Genomic DNA, 23,260 nt, shown 5'->3' with positions numbered 1-23,260 from the left:
CCCTTCGCCCGCTGCCTCTCCCGGAAATTATCCCACCAATGCCAGCCGCGCCTCCGCGGTTCTCAGCACAACGTTGGATACATCCTGCAAGGCTTCGATCCGCGCGGCAAGCTCTCCATCGAGCAGAAAGTCGCGTCCGAGCAACACCCGCGTGCTCTCGCCCGCCGAAACCGCCACCGTTGCCCACACTTCACCGCGCGCGCCGCGCGCCTCCGCCAGCAACCCCGCCAACGCAAGCATCGCCGCCGGCGTATCAACCGACAATTCGAGACAAAAGCGCGCGCTGGAAGCAAGCGACTCGAACGACTGGATGCGCTTGACCGTGACGCGCGGTGTCTCCTCACCCGGACGCCGATCAAGCTCCACCGTTACCAACCCACATCCACCGGTACGCGCGGCCTCTTCCAGATCGGCGGCCACTGCATCATCGAAACAGGTTGCGACGAACTGCCCCGACGGATCGGACAAGGTCGCCATCAAATAACGCTTGCCGCGCGCCGAGGTGCGCCAGCGCGCATCCTCGACCAGCGCCGCCATCGTCGCGCCCGCGCGCGTGCCGTCATCGGGGATGCTCAGTTCGCCCAGCGTTACGAAACTGCGCGCGCCGTGCAGCTTGGCAAGGTGGCTGTGCCGGTCGACCGGATGCGCCGAGAAATAGAAGCCGAACGCCTCGCGCTCCTGGTCCATCCGCTCGGCCATCGTCCAGCGTGCCGAGAGCGGCAGCTTGATCGGGGGTTCGGCCGCCTCGGCAGTGCCGAACAAGCCGCCTTGCCCGCTGATCTTCTGGTCGTGGATACGCGCGGCGGTGGCGAGGATCGTTTCGGCGCACGCGACGATGCCGGCGCGATTGTCGTTCAACGCGTCGAACGCCCCCGCCGCCGCCAGCGTTTCCAACTGCCGCTTGTTGAGGATGCGCGGGTCGATCCGCCGTGCGAGATCATCGATCGATTCAAACGGCCCGCCCGCCTCCCGCTCGGCGACGAGCTTCTCCATCGCCCCCTCGCCGACCGATTTGAGCGCGGCGAGCGCGTAGCGCACCGCCAGGCCATCGGCACTGTCCTCCACCGAAAATTCGGCTTCGCTGCGGTTGATGTCGGGCGGCAGAATGGCGACGCCCAGCCGCCGCATATCATCGATAAACACGCTCAATTTGTCGGTCTGCGCCTGGTCAAAGCACATCGACGCCGCAAAAAATTCGTGCGGGTGGTGCGCCTTCAGCCACGCGGTCTGATAGGACAGCAAGGCGTATGCAGCGGCGTGCGACTTGTTAAATCCATACCCCGCGAATTTGTCGATCAAGTCGAACAGCTCATTCGCCTTGGCTTCGGGGATGCCGTTGATCGTCTTGCAGCCCTCGACAAAGCCCGCGCGCTGCGCGTCCATCTCCGCCTTCACCTTTTTGCCCATCGCGCGGCGCAGCAAATCGGCCTGTCCCAGCGAATAACCCGCCAGGATTTGCGCGGCCTGCATCACCTGTTCCTGATAGACGAAGATGCCGTAGGTTTCGGACAGGATGCCTTCGAGCAGCGGGTGCGGATAGGCGATTTCCTCCTGCCCGTTCTTGCGCCTGCCGAACATCGGGATGTTGTCCATCGGGCCCGGACGATAGAGCGAGACGAGCGCGATGATGTCGCCGAAATTGGACGGGCGGACCGCCGAGAGCGTGCGGCGCATCCCCTCGGATTCCAACTGGAACACGCCAACCGTGTCGCCCTTTTGCAGCAATTTATAGACGCCCTCATCATCCCATTCGAGCGCATCGAGATCGACCACCACACCGCGCGCCGCCAGCAGGTCGATCGCTTTCTTGAGCACCGACAGCGTCTTGAGGCCGAGAAAGTCGAACTTCACCAGCCCTGCCCCTTCGACATATTTCATGTCGAACTGTGTGACGGGCATGTCCGAACGCGGATCGCGGTAGAGCGGCACGAGATCGACGAGGGGACGATCGCCGATCACCACGCCCGCGGCGTGGGTCGAGCTGTGGCGCGGCAGGCCTTCGAGCTTCATCGCCAGATCGAGCAAATGCCGCACGCTGCGATCGTTCTTATATTCGCTGTGCAGTTCCGACACGCCGTCGATCGCGCGTTTGAGGTCCCACGGGTCGGCAGGAAGGTTGGGGATGAGCTTGGCGAGGCGGTCGATCTGGCCATAGCCCATTTGCAGCACGCGCCCGGTGTCCTTCAGCACCGCGCGCGCTTTCAATTTCCCGAAGGTGATGATCTGCGCGACCTGGTTGCGGCCGTATTTCTCCTGGACGTAGCGAATCACCTCGCCACGCCGCGTTTCGCAAAAGTCGATGTCGAAGTCGGGCATCGACACGCGTTCCGGGTTGAGGAAGCGTTCGAACAGCAGGCCGAGCTTCATCGGGTCGAGATCGGTGATGGTCAGCGCCCAGGCGACGACCGAGCCCGCGCCCGAACCACGCCCCGGCCCCACGGGAATGTCATGATCCTTCGCCCATTTGATGAAGTCACCGACGATCAGGAAGTAGCCGGGGAAGCCCATCTGGATGATGACGTCGAGCTCGAAATCGAGCCGCTTGCGGTAGGGGGTGCGCCAGTCCGAATCTCCCCTCCCGCTTGCGGGAGGGGTTGGGGGAGGGCCTGAACCAGCCGCAGAAAACTCCCCTCCCCCAGCCCCTCCCACAGGTGGGAGGGGAGCAGAGACCGCGAGTTGCTCGATCCGGTCGAGCCGCCGCTCGAGCCCGGCATGGGCATCCTCGCGCAGCTTGGCGGCTTCGGCGGTGGGGTCGCCGGCGAGGCTCGGCAGGATCGGCTTGCGCTTGGGCGCGCCGACGCCGCAGCGCTGCGCCACGACCAGCGTGTTGGCGATCGCCTCGGGCAAGTCCGAAAACAGCTCGCGCATGTCCTTGGCGGGCTTCATCCACGCATCGGGCGAGGTGCGCGGCCGGTCTTCGCTGGCGACATAGGTCGAATTGGCGATGCACAGCAACGCATCGTGCGCCTCGCTGAAATCCTGCGTGGCGAAACAGCACGGGTTGGTCGCGACCAGCGGCAGATTGCGGTCGTAGGCGAGATCGAGCAGCGCCGGTTCGGCTTTGCCTTCGATCTCGTCGAGCCGCCGGGTCAGCTCGATATAGAGACGGTCGGGGAACAGCGCCTGCAAGCGATCGGCATACGCCAGCGCGCGCTCCGGCTGATCCTCGGCGAACAGCCGCGCCAGGCCGCCTTCACGCCCGGCGGTGAGCGCGAGCAGGCCGTCGGTATGCCCCTCCAGCGCCGCGAAATCGACATGCGGGGCGAGTTCCAGTGGCCGATCGAGATGCGCACGCGACACCAAAATGCACAGATTGCGATAGCCGTCCTCATCCTGCGCATAGAGCGCGATCCAGTCGACGACCGGTGGCGCGCCGTCCGGCATATCGGGGCGGCAGATGCCCAGCATCGTGCCGATTACCGGCTGCACGCCCGCCGCGCGCGCGGCATCGCCAAACGCCATCGCGGCGTACAGGCCGTTGCGGTCAGTCAGAGCGGCGGCGGGAAAGCCCAGTTCCTGCGCGCGCTTGGCAATTGCCTTGGGCTCGATCGCGCCGTCGAGCATGGTATAGGAAGAGAAGATCCGAAGGGGTACGAACGCAGAATGAGCCATTCCGGTTGGTAGCGCCCAATGCGCCGATTCGTAAAGCGGTGAACCCGCGCGGGCGACCTGCGTTACCCCGTAATGTTACGCATGGCGCAGGGCCGCGGGATCGGTGATGTCGCTTGAAATCAACGATCTTGATCGGCTGGGCCGGCATTTCCTGGAGGCAGAGATGAGCGATACGGTTTTCGGTTCGACACGCCCCACCGGACACGTCAGCACCGGCTGGCTGCTGGCTTATGGGGTACTGAGCATCGCGGTGGGCGTCGCTGCCTTCGTCTGGCCGGTAACGGCGACCTTCACGGCGGCGTTGCTGGCAGGCTGCTTCCTGATCGCGACCGGCGCGGTTGCGGTGGTGGCGAGCTTCGGCCTGCGCGGGCATCATTTTTCGGCTTACACCTTGCTTTATGGCATCCTCTCGCTCGTCATCGGCGCGTGGATCGCGTTCGAGCCGCTGACCGGAGCGCTGTCGCTGACGCTGATGATCGCGATCTGGCTCAGCGCGCGCGGGGTGATGGAAATCGCGATCGGCGCACGCTTCCGGCGCTTCGGCATCAGCCTGGTGCTGCTCGGCATCGTCAACGTGCTGCTGGCGATCTGGATCATCTGGAGCATGCCGCTCACCGCGCTGACCCTGCCGGGCTATGTGCTGGGGATCAGCTTCCTGTTCAGCGGCGTGACCGCCGTGCTCCAGGCGACCGGCGCGCAACGCTGAGCGGGCTTCGAGCGTGCGGGGCCGCGCCTCGCACGCCTCGCCTCAGAGCAGCTTTTCGATGTCCGCCGCAATATCCTCGGGCTTGGTCGTTGGCGCATAGCGTTCGACCACTTGCCCGTCCTTCCCGACCAGGAATTTGGTGAAGTTCCACTTGATCCCCTCGGTGCCGAGGAAGCCCGGTGCCTGTTTCTTGAGCGCGACGAACAGGGGATCGGCATTGGCGCCGTTGACGTCGATCTTGGCGAAGACCGGGAAGGTCACGTCATAGGTGAGCGAGCAGAAATTGGCGATTTCGGCGGCATCGCCCGGTTCCTGCGCGCCGAACTGGTTGCACGGAAAGCCCAGCACTTCGAACCCGCGATCACCGAATTCGCGGTGCAGCGCCTCCAGCCCTTCATATTGCGGGGTGAAGCCGCATTTGGAGGCGGTGTTGACGATTAGCAGCACCTTTCCGGCATAAGCCGACAGATCGACCGAGGTGCCGTCGGCGGCTTTGACGGTGAGATCGGTGATGGCAGGCATAAGCGAACTCCTCAGGCGTGGCGCGCGAGCAGGAAGCGCAGATTCTGCCGCACCCCGGCCCATTCGCTGGCGATGATCGAATAGACCACAAGATCACGCACGCGGCCATCCATCACTTGATGGTTGCGCAACACCCCGTCACGCTTGGCCCCCAGCCGCTCGATCGCCGCCTGCGAGCGTTTGTTGAACCAGTCGGTGCGGATTTGCACCGCGTTGCAGCCCATTACCTCGAAGGCGTGGGTGAGCAGCAGCAACTTCGCCTCGGTGTTGACGCCAGTGCGCTGCACCGACTTGGCATAAAAGGTGCCGCCAATCTCCAGCCGCTTATGGCCTGCATTCATCCGCATATAGCGCGTGAGGCCCACCACGCGGCCATCGGGCGTGCAGACGGTCAACGGCATCGCCCGCCCGAAATCACGCTCCTTGAACAGCGCCGCCATGAAGGCGTCGGGGTCGGTCAGCGTCGAGGCATTGGTGAAGAACAATTCGCTGATCTTCCCATCCGCCCCCGCCGCGACGACGGCGTCGCGGTCGTCGAGCACGGTCGGGCGCAGCGTGACGTGCTGGCCGATGAACGTGGGGGGCGTGGTCCAGGCGTTCATTCCGGCAGCTTTGCCGGTGGAGATGCGGTTACCGGGCCAATGTTGAACGACGCGTCGAACGCCGCATCCGGGTTATCGGGCCCCGATGCTCCATGCGTGGCGACGATCTTCGGGACTCCAGCCTCATGCTTGGTACCTTTGATGTCGTGCGGGGCGCACTCGACCATCGCGTCGGAGATCGGCCCCTGCATTGGCATGGTGCCCTTCAACTGACATACCCACGTTTGGCCACCGTCATTGGCCATATTGATGGACACGATACGCAGGGAGTCCGCCAGCCGCATCGCCATCGGTTCGTAGCTGACGCCGCCCGGCGCAATCGGTCGCTTGCGCGCGTGATAGTTGCCAACGAGAACGAGCACATGATCGTAAGACTGCAGTACGTCGGCAGTCCGGATGTTCTCCGCCTGCCCCGCCTCATGCGGCCCTTGACCCGGCAGGCCCTTGAAGCGGCTCGATTCGAGTTGTTCCGTATCGTTGAAGGCGACAACATCGATCTTGTCCCCGGCAACCTTCAGGGCGTGTAGAGCGACCAGCATGTTCAGCATCGCCTGGCTTGTTACGCCATCATTGCGCGTTTTCCAGTCCGACATAGCTTCCAGCAGGGCAGCCGCAAAATGCTCGTGCGGTGCCGCCCAAGCGCGCTGCAGTCCGAGATTGTCGTTCAATTCGACCGCCACCAGCAAACGTTTGTGTTCTTGGGCAAGGGCACAGGCGACCCCGCCGAAGGCCACTGGCCCCTCGGCGGTGCCATGCACCTCGCCGAACACGACATAATGCGCCTGCTTATCGACGACGTCGGTCCACCCGCTCGGAAGGGTGCATTGCGCCGAAGCAGCGCAACTCCAGAATGTGGCCAAAGCGCCGAACAGAATGCCACCCGATGCCTTCACGCCAGTCTCCCCTCGTGCAACCTCACGACGCGGTCCATCTTCAGCGCCATCCGCTCATTATGCGTCGCGACCAACGCCGCCGAGCCTTCGCCGCGCACCAGCCGCAGGAACTCCGCCAGCACCACGTCCGCAGTCTCCTCGTCGAGATTGCCGGTCGGCTCGTCCGCCAGCACCAAAGCGGGCTGATTGGCGAGCGCGCGGGCGACCGCGACGCGTTGCTGCTCGCCGCCCGACAATTGGCTCGGGCGGTGCGTCAGGCGGTGGCCGAGGCCGAGCGCGGAGAGCAAAGCGGTTGCGCGCGCATTCGCCTCCGCATGGGTGCGGTCGCGGATCAACTGCGGCAGCACAACATTCTCGGTCGCGTTGAAATCGGGCAGCAAATGGTGGAATTGATAAACGAAACCAAGCTTATCGCGCCGCACGCGCGTGCGCCCGTCCGAATCGAGTTTCGCGACTTGCTCGCCCGCGATACGGATCGAGCCACCGAAGCCGCCCTCGAGCAGCCCGACCGCCTGCAACAGCGTCGATTTGCCCGAACCCGACGGCCCGAGCAACGCGACAATCTCGCCCGCGCCGACATGCAGATCGACCCCGCGCAAAACGTCGATGGTTTCGCCGCCCTGACTGAACGCGCGCGTCAGGCCGGCAACCGCAAGGACGGGTTCACTCATAACGCAACACCTGTACCGGATCGGTGCTCGCCGCCTTCAGCGCGGGGTAGAGCGTGGCGAGGAAGCTGAACAGCAGTGCCATCAGCGAAATGACGGTCACCTCGACCGGGTCGGTCTTGGACGGCAATTCGGTGAGGAAGCGGATCGAGGGGTCCCAGAGGTTCTGCCCCGTCACCAACTGCACGAAATCGACGACATTCTGGCGGAAGAACAGGAAGATAAAACCAAGCATCAGCCCTGCGACCACGCCCAGCGCACCGATGGTGGTGCCAACCGTCATGAAGATGCGGATCATCGCCCCCCGGCTCGCCCCCATCGTCCGCAGGATCGCGATGTCGCGCGTCTTGGCGCGCACCAGCATGATGAGCGAGGACAAGATGTTGAACACCGCGACCAGGATGATGATCGACAGCACAGTGAACATCGCCACGCGCTCGACCGACAGCGCCTCGAACAATTGCGCATTCATTTGCCGCCAATCCTGGATCACCGCGCGCTGCCCGACTTGGCGGGCGAGCGGGGCGAGGATCGGGCCGACGCGATCGGCATTGTTGGTCTGCACTTCGATCATGCCGACCGAATCGCCCATCATCAGCAGCGTCTGCGCGTCCTCCATCGGCATGATGACATAGGCTTTGTCATAATCGTACACGCCGATCGTGAAGATCGCGCCGACGGTATAGCTGACGATGCGCGGCACCGTGCCGAACGGCGTCGTCTGGCCCTGCGGGCTGATGAGCGAAATCTGACTGCCGACGACCGCGCCCAATTGGTCGGCCAGGCCCGATCCGATCGCGATCACCCCACTACCCGGCGTCAACGCGGCGAGCGAACCCATCACCACCTTGCTGCCGATCGTCTTGTTGCTGCGAATATCGGACACCTGCATCCCGCGCAGCAAGATACCTTCGACGCGGCCGTTATAAGTGGTCATCAGCGGCTGCTCGATCATCGGGGTGGCGTTGGTCACCCCCGGCGTCTTGTCGGCCAGTGCGACGATATCGCGCCAATCGCGCAACTGCCCACCATAGCCCTGCACCACGGCATGGCCGTTGAGCCCGACGATCTTGTCGAACAGTTCGGCGCGGAAGCCGTTCATCACGCTCATCACGATGACGAGCGCGGCGACGCCGAGCATCACCGCGACTAGGCTGATTCCAGCGACGAGGAAGATGAACCCCTCGCCTTTGCCGGGCAGCAAATACCGCCGGGCGATCATGCGTTCATAGCGGGAGAGGATCATGGTGCCGCTCTACGGCGCACATGCACCGCTGGCAACCGTTGCCCCCTGTTGCGCAAGCGCCACAGCGGCATCGCAATCGATACGGATCGGCCATATTCCCCATGACAAGCCGCTCACGCACACTTAACGCTTCTGTCACTGACACACAGGCAACGGCCGTGGTTCGGGGATTGCTTTCAGCGCCGCCGCAAGGCGTGCAGCGAGAGCGAGATGGGGGCTGACGAGCGATCGTCACGCAGGCGTCCGGGTCGGAAACGGCCCGGACGTTTGCGTTTGGGCGAAGGTGGACATACTGACCACCGGTCCGCACCGCGGATCGCCCAAACCGGACGGCGGGTCGCCCCCGGCGAACCCGGCCGACGGCGGCTTTGCCGTCGGCGCTCTTCACACCGCCGCACCAACCTGCATCCACCCCTTCGCCCGACTCCGAACGCTATCCGAGCGGCGGAGTGGACCCCGGCACAAGGCCGGGGTGACGACACCCTCAGAACGATTTGGAAATCGTCGCACCAAAGGTCCGCGGGTCGCCCGGCTGCCCGACGATCAGCCCGGTGCTGCCCGACTGTGTCGACAGCAATTCGAAATAATCCTGGTCGAACGCGTTATGCACCCAGGCAAAGAGGTTGAAGTCCTTCTTGCGATAGCCAAGCCGGAAGTTGGACAGTGAATACCCCGCGATCCAGGTATAAGCGGAGGGAGACGGATTGGACGAGAAGCGCGAGCGATAGCTGCCATCATAGCCCAGATAGACCTGCCCGTCCCCGCCGCCGACCGGCACATTATATTCGCCGCCGTACGAGAAGGACCATTTCGAGATTCCGGGCAAACGCTGCCCCGAAATATCGCAAAAAGCCGGGCTGCGGCCACCCGCCGTCCCCGCCGGATCGGTTACCCCGCCTGGCGCGGTTGCGCTGCCGCCGGAAAGTTCGGGCGGGCACGGCGCATTCTTGAAATCGATATATTTGGCGTCGGTATAGGCGCCATTGCCATATAGCGTGAACCGCTTGTTCGGTCGGAAGCTGGTGTCGAATTCGACGCCACGCGAGCGGACCTTGCCCGCATTGGCGAGATATCCTCGGATTACGTTGATCGCATTGTTGTTCACGGTTGCCTGATAATCCGCAATTTCGGTCCAGAAACCCGCAAGATTCACCGTCAGGCGGCGATCGAGGAACTGCGTCTTCAGCCCCAGCTCGAACGCATCGACCTTTTCGGGCTTCACGGTCTGCGTGGTGAGATCGACACCGGTGCTGGTCGAATTGAGCGGCAGGCCGGACAAATTGATGCCGCCTTGATGCCGCCCGATTTGAAGCTGCGCGCATAGGTCGCATAGGCATGGATATCCGACGCAAAATCATAGGATAGCGTAACGTCGCCCGACACATTCCACGCGCTGAAGCGTGGGCTGTAATGTTGCGGTGCCAGCGTATTGATCTGGTTCTGGAAGGTCGTCCGCGCCGCGCCCGCCGGGGTTGCCGCCAGCAGAGCCGCCACATTGGCCGCCGTGGCGGTGAAATTGTACTGGCTGTTCTGGATGCTGATGACCGAATCATACAATCCGGATTTCTTGTCATAATTGAGGCGCAGGCCCGGCTGGAGGTGGAGCTTGTCGCTCACCGCCCAGTTAAGCTTGCCGAACACAGCGAAGCTGGTGTTGTCGAAATGGATGGTGTTGGTCGAGGTCAGGCCATTCAGGACATTCGGGTTCAACGCGTCCGCGCCTGACAGCAGGAAGCGGCTTGCCGCCGGACCTTGTACCTGCGACCCTTGCGTATTGATCGTCTGGTTGAAGAAGAACGCACCCACCGTATAATCCAGCCGGTTCTTGCCGTTCGACGCCAGGCGCAATTCCTGCGAATATTGCGTTTGCTGCGACGGGTTCTGCGACACGGTCGTAATCGGTAAGCCGATGAAATCGCGGTCATTGGCCGGCTGCCAATCCCAATAGCGCCATGCGCTGACCGAGGTCAGCGTGGCCGACCCCAAATCCCAATTGGCGGCGAGCGAGGCCCCGCCCACTTCCTGACGCGAATTGATCTTGGCATCGAGATCGGTCACGCGATCGAACGGGTTGGTGCTGGGCGGCGCATAGCCGAACGCCGCCGCCAACGCCGCATATTGCCGGTTCCGCGCGCGCTGGGTCGCGCCCGTGCGGGCATAAAATTGCGCGCAGCATAACGGGTTCTGCACATTGAAATCACCCGCCAGCGTCAGGCTGAGCGCGTCGGTCGGCTTATAGAGCACCTGTCCGCGAAACCCGACATTGCGCTGACGGTGGAGATCGGTGTTGCTGGCCACATCGTAGATCGTGCCGTGCCGCGTGGTCGCCGAGGTCGACAGGCGGATCGCCAGAGTATCGGTGATCGGCCCGGAAATCGAGGTCTTGCCCTGCACGAAATCGTAATTGCCGACGCTCAGCTCGGCGCGCGCCTCGGGCGTAAAGCTCGGCGGGCGCGTGGTAATGTTGAGCGCACCCGATGTAGTATTCTTGCCATAAAGCGTGCCCTGCGGCCCGCGCAGCACCTCGACCCGGTCGACATCGACGAAATCGAAGGTCGCGGCCCCCACGCGCCCGATATAGACGCCATCGATGTAGAAACCGACACCCTGCTCGATCCCGTCATTGGTGAGGCCGAATGGCGCCCCCAGCCCGCGAATGTTGATCGCCGAGTTGCGCGGGTTGCTCGAATAGAATTGCAGCGAGGGCACTTGCTGCTGCAACCGGCTGACGTTGAACGCGCCACTATCGGCCAGCGTGCGCCCGCTCAGCACCGACAGCGCGATCGGTACGGTCTGTTCGGTCTCCGCGCGGCGGCGCGCGGTAACCACGATATCGCCCGCATTGTCCTGCGCTTCGCCACCGGCCACCTCCGGCGTTGCGGGTTCGGGCGGCGTGGATGGCGGTGCCAATGTCGCATGGGCAAGCAGAATAAGCGGCAAGTGCGCGAGCATGAACGTCCCCTTGTTCCAGGGCTTCGCCCCGAGTCGCCGCATAATGCCCATCATTTGAGGGGATATTCACGCCCTCTCCTTCTTTGCCGCGCGAAAGCTTGTCTTTAGCAACATGAAATTCTGTACCGGTGGGTCTTGAACTGACGCCAAAGCGAACCAGATTCTTTGCGTGCGGTGCCCTTGGGGCCGCACCGGGCGGGATCGCGCAGGTGGCGGACCCGGCTCGACGTACCGACACTCGCTTGTAAAGGAGTTCACCATGCGTCAGTTTGATTTGACCCCCTATCGTCGCTCGACCGTCGGCTTCGACCGACTGTTCGACATGCTCGAAGCCAATGCCCGGCAGCAGAGCGCCGACAATTATCCCCCCTTCAACCTCGAACGCCTCGACGGCGACCGCTATCGCATCACACTGGCGGTGGCGGGCTTTGGCCGCGACGAAATCGAGATCACCGCGCAGCAGAACCTGTTGCAGGTAAAGGGCCGCAAGGATGAGAAGGAAGCAACCGCTTCCTCGTTCCTCCACATCGGCATCGCCAATCGCAACTTCGAGCGTCGCTTCGAACTCGCCGATTTCGTGCGAGTAGAGGATGCGCGGCTGAACGACGGCCTGCTCACCATCGACCTGATCCGCGAAGTACCCGAGGCGATGAAGCCCAAGACGATCGCAATCAAGACCGGCACCCCGCTGGTTGCGGTCGAAGATGCGGGTGCGGCGCAGGCGGCGTAACGCCAAGCGGGAGATGGCCGCGCTTCGGCCCGGCCATCTCCCCTTTTTTGCTACTTACCGCGCCTTGATGCCATACCGCGCATAATGCCGGTCAACGCTCGGCGTGATCCGCCGGGCGATCCGCAACTCACTCGCTGCCTCGGCATCGCGGTGGAGCTGTTGCAGCACGATCGCCCGCATGAAGCGGCTGTCGGCCCGCCCCGGCTCGGCGGCCAGGACCGCGTCGAGATCGGCCAGCGCCTCGTCAAACCGCCCCAGCCGGAACCATACCATCGCCCGGCCGTCGAGCGGCCCGCTGGTATCCTCGCTCAGTTCGATTGCCCTGGTGCAGTCCTTCACCGCAGTATCGAGCATCACGCTGCGCGTACCCTTGGTCCAGCACCGCGCATTCATCAGGCTGGGCGAACCCGGCTTGTCGACGATGAGGGTATCGAACTGCGTAATGGCCTCTGCCGGATCGCCATATTCGCCGATCAGGCTGGCCCTGGCGGTGCGGAACGTCCTTCGCATCTCGCCGCCAAGGCCGATCCGCTGGTCAAGCAGCGCAAGCCCGCCCGCCAGATCGCCGCTTTCCGCCTTCAACCTCGTCACGCGGCCGATCGCAATTTCCGATGACGGATCAAGCACCCGCGCGGCCTCGGCATCCGCCAGCGCGGCTTTGACATCACCCGTTTCGTAGAGCGTCGCCGCGCGCTTCAAATACAGGTCGATCGACGGCTCAATCGCGATCGCCTTCGTCCAATCGGCAACAGCGCCCGCGCGATCCCCAATATTCGCACGGAAGGAGCCGCGGGTGGTATAAGCACTGCTGTCATCGGAGGTGGTGTCAGCAATCGCCTTGGTCAGGACCGCGTTGATAGCCTTGATCTGCGTGGCTCCGGCAGGATCACTTGCGCCAATGTCCCATTTGCGCGCGGTCGCCACGGGCGCGACCAAACGCGGCGCCCGCGCCTTTGCCGTCGCCACGGCATCGCGCTCGATCGGGATGCGCGCGACCGAAACTTCACCGCCGACGATGTCGATCCGCTCCTCGACCGTGACGATCCCGCCATCCAGCTTGGTCGTGCGCGAAATCGCATAGCCGGCGATTTGCTCCTTCATATCGGGCTCGCCCTCGATCACGAAGCCGCGCCCCTGATCGGGCAGACGTAGCCGCAAGCGATACCGCATCCCGTAAGGGGCACCCGTCGCTACCGGGATCGCCGCCCACGCGACCTTGCTGCGATCGGGCGCGAAGGTAACGTTGTCGAGCGCGCGCGCCAATGCGCGCTTGCGTCGACGGTCGCCGGTCGCCCAGGCCGAGTTGACGATACCGTGCGCCTTCAGCGTCACATCGCCAGTCACCGGATCGGGGGTAATCGACCTATCGGAAAACTGCCCTTGCCCGAGATAGTTCGTAAAATACTCCCCGACCGCATCGTTCTGCTCCTTCTCCCCCATCTGCGCCTTGGCGAGGGTCAACGCAGCGGCATAGCTTCCATGGACCACAGCCACTGCATCGAACGCACTCGGCAAATCGACACTGGCGCTTTCATCGACATCAACCGTCAAATCCACCATCGGCCGGGCATTCGCGTGCGTCTCAATCTTCAACAGATCGGCACCCGCCAGGCGCACGGGTAAAGCGTAGCCGAACGGCGGCGTATCATGGATATCGACCAGCCGCGCGCCGCTGCCCGTGCCGTCGAGCCATAGCGTCTGTCCATCAATCGTCGCGCGCACCAGCACGTGATCAAATGCCATCGCGCTGGGCAAGCGGTCGGGCACGATGTCGCCCAGCCCAATATTGGCGAGGACGGGCTCGGCCTCGATCTTCATCGCCCGCAGCAAGGTTAGCAACAGCAACGTCTTGGCCTTGCAATCGCCATAGCGCACCGCCCAGGTCCGCGCCGGCTTTTGCGGGACATAATTGCCGCCGTTCATGCCCACCGCAAAATAGCGGATCTTCTGCTGGACGAGTTCAAGCGCCCGCTCAGCGCGCCCTATCGGCGTTGGATCCGCCCTCATGATCGCCGCCGCCTCGACCTGGATCGGGTCGGCGGGATCGGTCGATTCGGGCGTCGCGTATAGCGGGGCCATGACGCGCGACACGTCAGCCCAATCCTTGAACGTCGCCAGCTCGATAAGCGGCGGGTGCCGAAAACGAATTGGCGCGTCCTCGGGCATCTCGGTTTGCTTGGGCACCGGCAGCGTGACGGTCACTTCGCTATAGGCACCGTTGCGCACCGGAGTCAGCGTAACGCCCTCTGCGAGCAGCTTCCATTTGGGGGGCGTCGCAGTAGGCCAGGAGAAGCGCATTCTCGCAAAACCGAGCCGTATCGGGGCGGCAAAAACTGGCATCACCGTCTGCACGTGCCCACCCAGCGCCGCGTCAATTGTCGTGATCGACATCCGCAGCCGCAGCACGTCGCCGACCTGCAACCCCTCCACCGCCATCGTCGCGGTCAGAATGCCGGTCAGTTCGCGCTGCTCCAGGGTCTGCTCGCGCCGCAGCACTGTGAATTTCCCGTCCTTCGCGAGCAGGTCGATGCGCTCGCCCCCCCGCAGGATCGAGAGTTCGTGAACAATCAGGTCGCCCTTGTCGGGCACCCAGGGCAAAGCAATCGAAGTTGCCTGCGCCAGCATCTCGGGCGACGCGATCCGCGTCGCGCTATCGACATAAGCCCACAACCGCCCGTTCTCGATGCGTTGCTGCACGTCGAAAATCAGGTTCGGCGGGGCTCCTGCGTCCAGCTTGGCGAGGTCAGGTATCGCGGCCGTTACGATCCAGTCCGGCGCGGGCTGATAGAGCGGGGTTTCACTTGCGAAAACGACAGAAGGCGTCCCGGCAGCAATAACCGCTAGGCTCACCGAGTGAAAAAGTCGCAAATGATCCCCCTATGTCTTCAAATTCGTGGACAAGACTATGGGCGGACACGGCGCGAAGCCAGTGGAATCTTTACGGATTTTTGGAGCAGACTGACGATTTCAAGTTCTGCCCGCCTCTTTTCCGAGTGCAACGGTCGTCCCGTTATCGCAACGCCGACGCAATCACACCAATCGCGACTGTTTCACCGCCGCCGCGACGAAGCTCGCGAAAAGCGGGTGCGGGTCGAACGGCTTGCTCTTCAATTCCGGGTGGAACTGCACGCCAACGAACCACGGATGGTCGGGCCGCTCGACGATTTCGGGCAGCATCCCGTCGGGCGACATGCCGCTGAACACCAGGCCACCCTTTTCCAGCGCATCGCGGTAAGCGGTGTTGACTTCGTACCGGTGGCGGTGACGCTCGGAAATATCGGTGCTGCCATAGATGCTCGACACCACGCTATTGCCGTCCAGCTTGGCGGCATAGGCCCCCAGCCGCATCGTGCCGCCGAGATCGCCGCCGGCTTTGCGCGTCTGCACGCCCTCGGCCGTCATCCATTCGGTAATCATGCCGACCACCGGTTCATCGGTGGGCCCGAATTCGGTCGAGCTGGCATCGGCAATGCCGCCAAGATCGCGCGCGCCCTCGACACACGCCATCTGCATCCCGAAGCAAATCCCGAAATAGGGGATTTCGCGTTCGCGAGCGAAGCGCACGCTAGCGATCTTGCCCTCCGCCCCGCGTTCGCCAAAGGCACCCGGCACCAGGATCGCGTGCATCGGTTCCAGCCGTGCTGCGATGTCGCTATCGGGTCCCTCAAACAGCTCGGCGTCGATCCATTCGATATTGACCTTCACCTTATTGGCGATGCCACCGTGAACCAGCGCTTCGTTGAGCGATTTATACGCATCCTGCAGGCCGACATATTTGCCAACCACGCCGATCGTCACCTCGCCCTCGGGATTGGTCAGCCGGTCCATGATCTCGGTCCAGCGCGACAGATCCGGCGCACCGCCGGGCAGAATGCCGAAGGCGTTGAGCACGGCGTCGTCGAGGCCCTGCTCATGATATTGCACCGGCACCGCATAGATGCTCTTCGCATCCAGCGCCGGGATCACCGCTTCCTTGGGCACGTTGCAGAACAAGGCGATCTTGGCGCGGTCGCTTTCGGGCAAAGGTTGTTCGCAGCGGCACACGAGCACGTCGGGCTGCACGCCCAAAGCGGCCAGTTCGCGCACCGAATGCTGCGTCGGCTTGGTCTTCAGCTCACCCGCCGCCGCGATGTACGGCACCAGCGTGACGTGGATGCTGATAGAATTGCCGCGCCCGAGATCGTTGCGCAGTTGGCGGATCGCCTCGATGAAGGGCAGCGATTCGATGTCGCCGACCGTCCCGCCGATTTCGCACAGGACGAAATCGAGGTCGTCGGTCTCGGCCTGGGCGAATTCCTTGATCGCATCGGTCACGTGCGGGATCACCTGCACCGTCGCGCCGAGATAGTCGCCGCGACGCTCGCGCGTGATGATCTGCTGATAGATTCGGCCCGAGGTAACGTTGTCCGACTGGCGCGACGCGACGCCGGTGAAGCGTTCGTAATGCCCCAGGTCGAGATCGGTCTCGGCCCCGTCATCCGTCACATAGACTTCGCCATGCTGATAGGGCGACATCGTCCCCGGATCGACGTTGAGATAGGGATCGAACTTGCGAATCCGGACGCGATAGCCGCGCGCTTGCAGGAGGGCAGCGAGCGATGCCGCCATCAGACCTTTGCCAAGCGAGGAGACCACGCCGCCGGTAATGAAAATGAACCGCGCCATGGGAGAAAAGACCTAGCGTGAAGAGGGGTGGCACGACAAGCGCGCGACTCCAACATTTTTGAAAACAGCGCGGGCGCACCGGCCCGCGCGCGACATTATTGGGCGAGCGGGACCGTGCCGTTGTCGGCCGGTGCCGCGCCATTGGCGGCGGGCGCGAGCGCGCTGCGGGCGCCGCTGGCGAACGGCACGTTGGGATCGGTCGGTGCCGGTGCCTGGAGCGGCGCGGTTGCCGCAGCGGGCGGTGGCGTGGTCGGTGCGACCACCTTGGACACGCGCCCCTGCGCCGCCAGCACGGCAAGCACGATGCTGAGCAGGATGAACAATCCGCCCAGGATCGAGGTCGCGCGCGTCAGGAAATCGGCCGCGCCGCGCGCCGACATCAGGCCGCCTGGGCTGCCGCCCATGCCCAGGCCACCGCCTTCGGAACGCTGCATCAGGACGACCGTCACCAGCCCCAGCGCAATGACGAAATGGACGACGAGGAGAAACTGGAACAGGAACATGAAGCGGGTTGAATCCTTGGCGGCGCCGATGGCGAAGCCGGGCACATAGGCGAGGTGCGTCACGCGATCAACCGCGTGCCGCGCACGATTGGATGTAAACATTCCGCAATCGAACTGAAACCTGATGCGTCGCGGCGCGTTAAGGCTCCAGGAATATCCCCGATTGTGGGGCTTTAACGGGTTATTTGCGGACACTTGCCGTGGCTTCACACACCAATCACGCGCTCAACGAATGGATGCAGACGCTGGTCGATTATGTCCGGTCGGGGGAACCCGATTTGACCAATCGCCAGATGGCGTTGCTGCTGGTGGTCTATCTCAAACCGGGGCCGCATACCGTGCGCGGTTTGGCGGCTATGCTCAACGTTTCGAAGCCCGTTATAACGCGCGCCTTGAACAGACTTGGCACCCTGGGCTATCTGCGCCGTCAACGCGACGATAATGACAAGCGTAATATCTTCGTCGCACGTACCGCCGAGGGGGCAGAGTTTCTTGACGATTTCGGGCAGTTCATCGGCGACAGCACGCCACAACCCGCTCCCCAGCGAAGCCTTCGACGCGCCACCGCGTAAGAGCTTCGCGCTGCTTGGCGCGTCGGTCGCGCTGGACCCGCGCCGCCATGCCGTGCGCCGCGATCTTGCCGACATTCGCCTCGCCGACCGCGTGTTTGCCCCGCATTATGCGTGCGCCGTTCCCCGCGTCGTAATCGTCGCAACCGGCTTGCGCGAAGCCGCCGATCCGGCATCCGCCGTTCTGACCGAACTGGAAGTCGGCGACGTGTTCGAAGTGCTGGAATTCGTGCGCGGTCGTGCCTGGGGTCGCGCTCCGGGCAAGGATCTGGTCGGCTATCTCGATGCCGACGCTTTATCATGGCCCGCACCGTGAGCATCTCGGTCTTCATCGACGGCGCGCATGGCACCACCGGCCTTGAAATTCGCGAACGGCTCAGCGGGCGCGGCGAAATCGCGCTGGTTACGCTCGACGAAGCACGGCGTAAGGACCCTGCCGCGCGCGCCGAAGCGCTGAACGACAGCGATTTCGTGATCCTGTGCCTGCCCGACGATGCCGCCCGCGAAGCCGTCGCGATGATCGCCAACGATCGTACACGCGTGATCGATGCCTCGACCGCCTTCCGTACCGCCGATGGCTGGACCTATGGGTTTCCGGAACTCGAACCCGGACAGGCCGCCGCCATCGCCGAAGCGAAGCGCGTCAGCAATCCCGGTTGTTATCCAACCGGCTTCCTCGCGCTCGTCCGCCCGCTGGTCCGCGCCGGGCTGGTGCCGGTCGATTGGGCGATCAGCGTCAACGCGGTGTCGGGCTATTCGGGCGGCGGCAAGGCGATGATCGCGGAGTATGAGGGCGTCAATCCACCACCCGCCGCGCGCGCGTATGCGCTTGGCCTCGCGCACAAACATGTGCCCGAGATGCAGAAACACGCCCGGCTCGAACATCCGCCGATCTTCATGCCCTCGGTCGCCAACACCTATCGCGGGATGATTGTCGAGGTGCCGCTGGCGCTGCACATGTTCACCCGCCGCCCAACTCTGGCGGTGTGCGAATCGACGCTGCGCGAAGCCTATGCCGATAGCGCGTTGGTCCGTGTCACCGATGCCGACGCGGCAGCCGTGTGTATCGAGGACGATGCCGGCACCGATCGGTTGACCGTCCGGGTTTGCGGCAATGCCGCCACCGGACAGGCCCGCCTGATCGCCACGCTCGACAATCTCGGCAAGGGCGCCGCGGGGGCTGCGGTGCAGAGTCTCAACATCATGGCCGGGTTTGATCCGGTGGCCGGGCTGACGCTGTAATTTTTTAGTGCCCCGTGATACGTATTCACCTTGGCGGCGCGCGCGCGCCTCTTTAGGTGACCCCTTCCCCAGGAGGTCGATTTAGCATGCCCATCCGCACGCCCGTCGCCAAATTGATGTTGTTCGGCGCGACCGGAGATCTCGCGCAGCGGATGCTGCTTCCCTCGCTTTATGGCCTGCACGCTGATGGCCTGCTGCCCGAGGGATTGACGATCACCGGCACCGCCCGCTCCGAGCATAGCGATGCGAGCTTCCGCACGTTCGCCAAGCAGGCGCTCGACCAGTTCCTGCCCGAGGACCGCAAGGACGAGAAAGCGGCCAAGACCTTCCTCGAGCGCCTACAATATCAGGCGCTCGATGCGACCGACCTCGACCATTACAAGCAACTGGCGGAAAAGGTCGGCGATGTGTCGGGCGGCCTCGCCATCTTCCTGTCGACCGCGCCGTCGCTGTTCGAACCCGTCATTCGCGGGCTCGAATCGGCGGGCCTCGCCGGGGAAACCGTGCGAATCGGGTTGGAAAAGCCGCTCGGCTACGATCTCGCCTCCAGCCGCGAGATCAACGACACCGTCGCCAGCGCATTCCCCGAGGAGCGGACCTTCCGCATCGACCATTATCTGGGCAAGGAAACCGTCCAGAACATCCTCGCTCTCCGCTTCGGTAACAGCTTTTTCGAGCCGGTGTGGAACGCGCGCGGCATCGACAATATCCAGATCACCGTGTCCGAAACCGTCGGCCTGGAAGAGCGCGCGGCCTATTATGACGGCGCGGGTGCCTTGCGCGACATGGTCGCCAACCACATGCTGCAATTGCTCGCGCTGATCGCGATGGAGCCGCCTGCCCGCTTCGATGGCTCAGCGATCCGCGATGAAAAGGCCAAAGTGTTCCGCTCGCTACGCCAGATCGCCCCGGCGGATGCGCCGCTCATGTCGGTCACCGGCCAATATGCAGCGGGTGCCAGCGGCGGTCAGATCGTGCGCGGCTATATTGACGAGCTTGGCAAGCCTTCGACCACCGAGACCTTCGTCGCGATCAAGGCGCATGTCGACAATTGGCGCTGGCAGGGCGTGCCCTTCTATTTGCGCACCGGCAAGCGCATGACCACGCGCCGCTCTGAAATCGCGATCCAGTTCAAGCCTGTGCCGCATTCGATGTTTTCGAACCGCGGCGGCCTGCTGCAACCAAACGCCCTCATCATCCGCCTGCAGCCCGAGGAATATGTACAGTTGCTGGTGATGGCCAAGGAACCCGGCCTTGACCGCGACGGCATCCGCTTGCGCGAAGTGCCGCTGAACCTCAGTCTCGATTCGGAATTTGCCGGCACGCGCCGCCGCATTGCCTATGAACGCCTGCTGCTCGACCTGATCGAGGGCGACCAGACCCTGTTCGTCCGCCGCGACGAGGTCGAGGCGCAATGGACATGGATCGACGCGATCCGCGCGGGCTGGATCGCCAATGACATGAAGCCCAAGAGTTATGCCTCGGGCAGTTGGGGCCCGAGTGCTGCCATCGCGCTGACCGAGCGCGACGGGGTGACCTGGCAGGACGATTGAAATCTCCCTCTCCCCGGCGGGGAGGGTAAGAAAGCGAAGCGCGGGCGTGGCGTAGGGACGCGGACATATGTCTGACGCACTGCGCCACTCCCCCTTTCCCCTACCCTCTTCCCGCAAGCGGGGAGAGGGAGATCAAGGACAAAGATCATGAGCGAAGAAATCGAATGGTGGGATTATGACGATGCCGAGGAGATGGCGGATGCCGTCGCCGGCGACATCGGCTTCATCATCGACTCGGCGATCGATGCGCGCGGTGCCGCCGTCATCGCTTTGTCGGGCGGCAAGACGCCGATCCCGATTTACGAACGCCTCGCCAAGGCCAAGATCGACTGGAAGCGCGTCACCATCGTGCCGACCGACGAGCGTATCGTGCCGCTCGGCGATCCGCTGTCGAACGTGACGATGATCGCCAAGACCTTCCTGCCCAAGGGCGCGCGCGTGATGCCGATCGTCCCCGCCGCGACCGCGGATTACAAGGCCGCCGGGCGCTCCGCCGATGCGCTGATGCAGGATCTGCACTGGCCGCTCGATTTGTGCCTGTTGGGCGTTGGAGCGGACGGCCATACCGCCTCGATCTTCCCCGGCCCCGATTTCGACGAAGCGCTGTCGGGCCCGAACGAGCGCCGCGCATTGGGCGTAATGCCCGATCCCCTGCCCAAGGAAGCCCCCGTCGCGCGCGTCACCTTGAGCCGCGCCGCGATCGTTTCGGCACGCGCCCTCATCATCGCGGTGACGGGTGACACCAAGAAAAAGGTGATCGAGCAGGCGATCAAGCAGGGCCCGTCCTCGCCTTACCCAATCGGCCGCGTGCTGGCGGATGCCGAACTGCCGGTCGATATTCATTGGGCGGCTGCGTGATGCCGCTCACCGTTCGCCCTGAGCCTGTCGAAGGGCACACGCCACACGCGCAGACCGTCCTTATGGCGCGGTGTGCTTCGACAAGCTCAGCACGAACGGACGAGGTAGACGTATGACCCTGCACCCGGAAATCGCCGCCGTCACCGACCGCGTGATCGAGCGTTCCAAGGCCACCCGCGCCGCCTATCTCGACCTGATCGGCCGCGCGCGCGATTCGCATATCGAGCGCCCGGCAATGGGCTGCGCCAATGCCGCGCACGCTTATGCCGGCACCGAGGAAGACCGCCCCGCCCTCACTGCGGCCAAGGCGATGAATATCGGCATCGTCACCTCGTATAACGACATGCTCTCGGCGCATGCGCCTTACTATCGCTACCCCGAACAGATGAAGGTGTGGGCGCGCGAGGCCGGGGCCACCGCGCAAGTCGCAGGCGGCGTGCCCGCGATGTGCGACGGCGTGACGCAGGGTTATCCCGGCATGGAGCTGTCGCTGTTCAGCCGCGACACGATTGCGCTGTCCACCGCGATCGCGCTCAGCCACGGCGTGTTCGAAGGCGCGGCGTTGCTCGGCATTTGCGACAAGATCGTGCCGGGCCTGCTGATGGGTGCCTTGCGCTTCGGGCATTTGCCGATGGTGCTGATCCCCTCGGGCCCGATGCCCTCAGGACTTCCCAATAAGGAAAAGGCCGCCGTGCGTGAGGCATTCGCCGAGGGCAAGGTCGGGCGCGAGGCGCTGCTCGAGGCCGAAATCGGCGCCTATCATTCCAAGGGCACCTGCACTTTTTACGGCACCGCCAATTCCAACCAGATGATGATGGAAGTGATGGGCCTGCACATGCCCGGCGCCGCCTTCGTCAACCCCGGCACCAAGCTGCGCCAGGAACTCACCCGCGCCGCCGTCCATCGCCTGGCCGCCAATGGCTGGCATGGCGACGACTATCGCCCGCTCGGGGCTTGCGTCGATGAGAAAGCGATCGTCAACGCCGCGATCGGTTTGCTCGCCACGGGCGGTTCGACCAACCATCTGCTGCATTTGCCCGCGATTGCGGCGTGCGCCGGGATCGTGCTCGACTGGGAGGATTTCGATCGCCTGTCCAAGGCGGTCCCGCTCGTCTCACGCGTCTATCCCAACGGGTCTGCCGATGTGAACGGGTTCGAGGCGGCGGGCGGTATGCCCTTCGTCATCCGCGAACTCGTCGGCAATGGCTTGCTCCACGGCGACATCCTGACGGTCGGCGGAGACAACCTCGCCGATTACGGGCGCAAGCCAGTGATCGAGGGCGAGGCGCTGGCGTGGGTCGATCCCGGCCCGAGTGGCGACGAAAGCATCCTGCGCGCCGCGTCCGCGCCGTTCGCCCCCGAAGGCGGCTTCCGCATCCTCACCGGCAATCTTGGCCGCGCCTGCATCAAGGTGTCGGCGGTCGAGCAGGACCGCTGGACGATCGAGGCGCCCGCGCGCGTCTTCCACGATCAGGCGTCGGTCCAGGCCGCGTTCCAGGCGGGCGAGCTTAATCGCGACGTCGTGGTGGTCGTGCGCTTCCAGGGTCCGCGCGCCAACGGGATGCCCGAACTCCACAAGCTCACCCCGCCGCTCGGCGTGCTGCAAAATCGCGGCTTCCGTGTCGCGCTCGTCACCGATGGCCGCATGTCGGGCGCGAGCGGCAAGGTGCCGTGCGCGATCCATTGCTCGCCCGAAGCGCTCGGCGACGGCCCGCTCTCGCGCGTGCGCGATGGCGATGTGATCCGGCTCGATGCAGTCACAGGCGAACTGTTCGCGCGCGTCGATCCGGCGGAATGGGCGGCACGCACGCCCGTCTCGATGCCGAGTGAGATTGACGGCATGGGCCGCGAACTGTTCGGCCTGTTCCGCCAGAACGCCAATGAAGCCGAGCGCGGCGCCTCGCCGCTGCTGACCGGCATGGGGTGGTGAGCCGCCGCT

Annotated in this window: 17 protein-coding genes and 1 pseudogene; 8 read left to right on the top strand and 10 right to left on the bottom strand. The window is 64.0% G+C overall.

All coding sequences use genetic code 11. The features are described from left to right. Positions 1 to 27: 27 nt before the first annotated feature. Positions 28 to 3,612 carry a DNA polymerase III subunit alpha gene (dnaE, locus tag WC704_RS02660; protein ID WP_372888426.1) on the bottom strand — a complete coding sequence of 1,195 codons (3,585 nt, stop codon included), beginning with the start codon at positions 3,610 to 3,612 and terminating at the stop codon, positions 28 to 30. A 106-nt stretch (positions 3,613 to 3,718) separates the two neighbouring features. Here dnaE and WC704_RS02655 point away from each other — a divergent pair, with 106 nt between their 5' ends. Continuing rightward, a complete protein-coding gene (locus WC704_RS02655) occupies positions 3,719 to 4,318 on the top strand; it encodes an HdeD family acid-resistance protein (RefSeq protein WP_372888425.1) in 600 nt (199 codons plus the stop codon). Positions 4,319 to 4,360: 42 nt separating this feature from the next. Here WC704_RS02655 and WC704_RS02650 read toward each other — a convergent pair whose 3' ends face one another. The 6 genes and pseudogenes from WC704_RS02650 to WC704_RS02625 all read right to left on the bottom strand — a co-directional run bounded on the left by WC704_RS02650 (position 4,361) and on the right by WC704_RS02625 (position 11,201). Then, positions 4,361 to 4,840 carry a glutathione peroxidase gene (locus tag WC704_RS02650; protein ID WP_372888424.1) on the bottom strand — a complete coding sequence of 160 codons (480 nt, stop codon included), beginning with the start codon at positions 4,838 to 4,840 and terminating at the stop codon, positions 4,361 to 4,363. A gap of 11 nt (positions 4,841 to 4,851) precedes the next feature. Continuing rightward, complete coding sequence (locus WC704_RS02645) at positions 4,852 to 5,442, bottom strand: GNAT family N-acetyltransferase (protein ID WP_372888423.1); 591 nt, start codon at positions 5,440 to 5,442, stop codon at positions 4,852 to 4,854. Continuing rightward, the gene (locus WC704_RS02640) at positions 5,439 to 6,335 is read right to left on the bottom strand and encodes a hypothetical protein (RefSeq protein ID WP_372888422.1); all 897 of its coding nucleotides are present in this window, start codon (positions 6,333 to 6,335) and stop codon (positions 5,439 to 5,441) included. Before WC704_RS02640 ends, WC704_RS02645 begins: the two co-directional genes overlap by 4 nt. After that, positions 6,332 to 7,006 carry an ABC transporter ATP-binding protein gene (locus WC704_RS02635; protein WP_372888421.1) on the bottom strand — a complete coding sequence of 225 codons (675 nt, stop codon included), beginning with the start codon at positions 7,004 to 7,006 and terminating at the stop codon, positions 6,332 to 6,334. Before WC704_RS02635 ends, WC704_RS02640 begins: the two co-directional genes overlap by 4 nt. Further along, entirely contained in the window at positions 6,999 to 8,249 is a 1,251-nt protein-coding gene (locus WC704_RS02630; RefSeq protein ID WP_372888420.1) for a lipoprotein-releasing ABC transporter permease subunit, read from the bottom strand. Before WC704_RS02630 ends, WC704_RS02635 begins: the two co-directional genes overlap by 8 nt. A gap of 484 nt (positions 8,250 to 8,733) precedes the next feature. Then, a pseudogene (locus tag WC704_RS02625) lies at positions 8,734 to 11,201 on the bottom strand (TonB-dependent receptor). Positions 11,202 to 11,460: 259 nt separating this feature from the next. Here WC704_RS02625 and WC704_RS02620 point away from each other — a divergent pair. After that, positions 11,461 to 11,931, top strand: a complete 471-nt coding sequence (locus tag WC704_RS02620) for an Hsp20 family protein (protein WP_372888419.1) — start codon at positions 11,461 to 11,463, stop codon at positions 11,929 to 11,931. 54 nt (positions 11,932 to 11,985) lie between these two features. On the opposite strand, the gene WC704_RS02615 is transcribed toward WC704_RS02620, so the two are convergent. The 3 genes from WC704_RS02615 to secG all read right to left on the bottom strand — a co-directional run bounded on the left by WC704_RS02615 (position 11,986) and on the right by secG (position 17,099). Continuing rightward, on the bottom strand, positions 11,986 to 14,799 hold the full coding sequence (locus WC704_RS02615; RefSeq protein ID WP_372888418.1) for a DUF3857 domain-containing protein: 2,814 nt from the start codon (positions 14,797 to 14,799) through the stop codon (positions 11,986 to 11,988). Positions 14,800 to 14,961: 162 nt separating this feature from the next. Then, positions 14,962 to 16,596, bottom strand: coding sequence for a CTP synthase (locus WC704_RS02610; RefSeq protein WP_372888417.1), 1,635 nt, complete (start codon positions 16,594 to 16,596; stop codon positions 14,962 to 14,964). A 95-nt stretch (positions 16,597 to 16,691) separates the two neighbouring features. Beyond that, on the bottom strand, positions 16,692 to 17,099 hold the full coding sequence (secG, locus tag WC704_RS02605) for a preprotein translocase subunit SecG (RefSeq protein ID WP_372888717.1): 408 nt from the start codon (positions 17,097 to 17,099) through the stop codon (positions 16,692 to 16,694). Positions 17,100 to 17,335: 236 nt separating this feature from the next. On the opposite strand from secG, the gene WC704_RS02600 reads away from it, so the two are divergent. The 6 genes from WC704_RS02600 (at position 17,336) to edd (ending at position 23,251) form a co-directional block, all read left to right on the top strand. Beyond that, positions 17,336 to 17,671, top strand: coding sequence for a MarR family transcriptional regulator (locus tag WC704_RS02600; protein ID WP_372888716.1), 336 nt, complete (start codon positions 17,336 to 17,338; stop codon positions 17,669 to 17,671). Next, positions 17,592 to 17,984, top strand: coding sequence for an SH3 domain-containing protein (locus WC704_RS02595; RefSeq protein WP_372888416.1), 393 nt, complete (start codon positions 17,592 to 17,594; stop codon positions 17,982 to 17,984). Before WC704_RS02600 ends, WC704_RS02595 begins: the two co-directional genes overlap by 80 nt. After that, on the top strand, positions 17,981 to 18,910 hold the full coding sequence (argC, locus tag WC704_RS02590) for an N-acetyl-gamma-glutamyl-phosphate reductase (protein ID WP_372888715.1): 930 nt from the start codon (positions 17,981 to 17,983) through the stop codon (positions 18,908 to 18,910). The genes WC704_RS02595 and argC overlap by 4 nt, the downstream gene beginning before the upstream one ends. 86 nt (positions 18,911 to 18,996) lie before the next feature. Next, positions 18,997 to 20,463 carry a glucose-6-phosphate dehydrogenase gene (gene zwf / locus WC704_RS02585; RefSeq protein ID WP_372888415.1) on the top strand — a complete coding sequence of 489 codons (1,467 nt, stop codon included), beginning with the start codon at positions 18,997 to 18,999 and terminating at the stop codon, positions 20,461 to 20,463. Positions 20,464 to 20,610: 147 nt separating this feature from the next. After that, positions 20,611 to 21,321, top strand: a complete 711-nt coding sequence (gene pgl, locus WC704_RS02580) for a 6-phosphogluconolactonase (protein WP_372888414.1) — start codon at positions 20,611 to 20,613, stop codon at positions 21,319 to 21,321. A 112-nt stretch (positions 21,322 to 21,433) separates the two neighbouring features. After that, complete coding sequence (gene edd / locus WC704_RS02575; protein ID WP_372888413.1) at positions 21,434 to 23,251, top strand: phosphogluconate dehydratase; 1,818 nt, start codon at positions 21,434 to 21,436, stop codon at positions 23,249 to 23,251. The last annotated feature ends 9 nt before the right edge of the window (positions 23,252 to 23,260 follow it).

Source organism: Sphingomonas sp. (assembly GCF_041661885.1).
Taxonomy (GTDB): domain Bacteria; phylum Pseudomonadota; class Alphaproteobacteria; order Sphingomonadales; family Sphingomonadaceae; genus Sphingomonas.
Note: the sequence above shows the minus strand (reverse complement) of the source record. Positions and strands in the feature narration are given on the sequence as shown.